The following is a 2,706-nucleotide window of genomic DNA, read 5'->3' as shown; positions in this document are numbered from 1 at the left end:
GGCGTTGATTTTTGGCACGCTGTTGAGTTCTCAAGGAACGGTCGCTTCCTTTGTACTCACCCTCTCGGGCTTTCCTCCGGGCGCTTCCCTTCGGTCTTGCGTTTCCGACTCTATCAGATCTTTTCTGACCCGATTCCCGGTCGGCGGGGGTTGTCTTTCCGGCCGTTGCGGGCCGTTCCGACGAGTGAGACTCTAGCGGATTCCCGGCCCCAGAGCTAATCGGGGGCCGTGTCCTTTCGGACGCGGATTCCTCATTCCGCAAATACACACGCCGAAGCACACGACGACGTGTCGCCGATTCTTGGCTGTACTTGAGGGATGGCTCTCCGGGGCCGACCAGGGGCAGCGCCTCACACCGGAAAACCCGAAGAACTTTACGGGTCCGAATGGGGGATGTCAAACGGCGGCTGCGGCCGGTCAGGGGCCCGGTCGGCCCGCTCGGCCGGGCCGGGGCGGCCGGCGCTCGACCGGGCCCCGACCGGCGACGGGCTGACATGGCGTCGGAAACGCCGCAGCGCCCGCGCCGGCCGAAGCCGAAGCGGGCGCTGCGCAGCAGGTCAGAGGCCGTATGGCTCGCCTGCGGACGGTAGGCCCTGTGGGACTCGAACCCACAACCAATGGATTAAAAGTCCACTGCTCTGCCAATTGAGCTAAGGGCCCAGCGTTGTTGCCTGTCCGAGCATAGCGGGACCGGGCCGGGTCTCCGATCGAGTATCGGCGACCCGGCCGCGTCGGACGGGACCTCGGGTCCGCTTCCGTCACTTCCCGGCCAGGTCGGGGGCGGCCGCGGGGGCGGGCCGGAGGAACCAGTGCCGGGCCGATGCCCCCCACCAGACCGCCGCGAAGCCCAGGACGACCAGGACGGCGACGGGGGCGTAGTTGAAGGTCTTCCAGGTGACCGGGGAGACCTGCGGAAGCATGAAGAGGACCGTGATCGCCAGGACCCAGAGCACGGAGACCACCCCGACGGGGACCGACCAGCGGCCCAGGTGCCAGGGGCCGCGGGCAAAGGCGGTGCCCTTGCGGACCCGGAGGTAGGTCGGGATGACGTACGCGATGTAGAGGCCGATCACGGCGATCGAGGTCACCGCCGCGTAGGCCGTCGTATTGATCAGGTAGGGCAGGCCGAGCACGAGGGCGGCGAGCGCTGCCAGCCAGACGGCCGCGACCGGGGTACGGGTGCGCGGGCTGACCGTCTGCCAGAGGCGGGAGAAGGGCAGCGCGCCGTCGCGGGAGAAGGCGTAGATCATGCGGCTGTTGGCGGTGACGGAGGCCATCCCGCAGAAGAGCTGGGCGCCGATCACCACCAGGAGCAGCAGTTTGCCGGTCGTGGCGCCGAGCGCGTCCAGGAGGATCTGGGCCGGGGGCGCGCCGGTGGGGGACGCGACTTCACGGTCGTAGGACTGGATGGCGAAGGTGAAGCCGAGGAGCAGGACGAAGCCCGCGATCCACGAGGTCCAGATGGAGCGGACGATGCCGCGCGGGCCGGCCGTGGCCGCGGCGTGGGTCTCCTCCGTCATATGGGCGGAGGCGTCGTACCCGGTGAAGGTGTACTGCGCCATGAGGAGGCCGAGGAGGACGACGTACGGGCCGCTGCCCCAGCCCGTCTCGTTGACGAAGTGCGTGAACACGAAGGACGCGGACCGGTGGTGGTCGGGGACGAAGGCGAGCGCGCCGACGATGACGGTGACGCCCAGCACGTGCCACCACACGCTCACGTCGTTGAGGAACGCGACGATCCGCACGCCGAAGGTGTTCAGCAGGCCGTGCAGCAGCAGGATCGCGGCGAAGAGCAGGACCGTGCGGCCGGGGGTCACCGCGAAGCCGAACTGGAGGTCGAGCCAGGCGCCGAGGAAGGAAGCCGCGCCGAAGTCGACGCCCGCGGTCACCGCCACCTGGCCCAGCACGTTGAACCAGCCGGTGAACCAGGCCCAGGCCGCGGCCGACCGCGGGGGCGCCAGGCGGTGGGCCCAGAAGTAGAGGCCGGCCGAGGTCGGGTAGGCCGAGCAGATCTCGGCCATCGACAGGCCCACGGACAGGGTCATCAGTCCCACCGCCACCCAGCCCCAGGTGATGACCGCCGGGCCACCGGTGGTCATGCCGAAGAGATAGAGGGTCAGGCAGCCGGAGAGGACGGAGATGATCGTGAAGGAGACGGCGTAGTTCGAGAACGCCGACATTCGGCGGGCGAGGACCTGGGTGTAACCGAGCTGGGCCAGCCGTTCCTCGTCCGACGGCGTGTCCACTCGCGCATCTTCTGTCATGCCCCCAGCAATTCCCTCGGCGGGGACGTGACATGCGTCACTGCTGACGGAAGAAGGGCCCGTACGACCGGAGTCGTACGGGCCCTTCGTCAGGTCACTCGGCGTCAGCCGTTGCGCTTCCAGCGCGGCTTGTCGTCGCGGCGGCCGAAGGAACCGGTGCCACGGTGGTCGTCACGACGGCCGTACGGGCGCTCGTGGCCGCCGGAGCGGAAGCCCGGACGGTCGTCGCGGCGGTCGCGGTTGAACGGACGGTCGCTGCCCCGGTGCCCACCGCGCTCGTCCCGGCGGAAGCCCGGACGGTCGTCACGGCGCTCGAAGCCGCCGCGGCCACCACGGTCACCGCGCTCACCACGGTCACGGTCGAAGGAACGGCGCTCGTCGCGGTCACGGTCGAACGGACGACGCTCGTCACGACGCTCGAAACCACCGCGGCCACCACGGT

General features: G+C 69.4%; 1 protein-coding gene, 1 tRNA gene and 1 pseudogene. All 3 read right to left on the bottom strand.

Annotation, left to right across the window (positions count from 1 at the left end; all coding sequences use genetic code 11):
• Positions 1-587 precede the first annotated feature (587 nt).
• Positions 588-660 (bottom strand) — tRNA-Lys (locus tag ACWCV9_RS24115).
• Positions 661-758: 98 nt separating this feature from the next.
• Entirely contained in the window at positions 759-2,264 is a 1,506-nt protein-coding gene (locus tag ACWCV9_RS24110) for an amino acid permease (protein WP_450789407.1), read from the bottom strand.
• Positions 2,265-2,368: 104 nt separating this feature from the next.
• Positions 2,369-2,706: pseudogene (locus ACWCV9_RS24105) on the bottom strand (DEAD/DEAH box helicase); the annotation flags it as partial.

The sequence above is a fragment of the Streptomyces sp. NPDC001606 genome (genome assembly GCF_053596835.1).
The sequence above is the reverse complement of the archived record's forward strand: the minus strand, read 5'-3'. Positions and strand labels throughout refer to the sequence as shown.

Coding starts and splice junctions, on each gene's coding strand:
- ACWCV9_RS24110 (WP_450789407.1), bottom strand. CDS start 2,264: ATGACAGAAGATGCGCGAGTGGACACGCCGTCGGACGAGGAACGGCTG.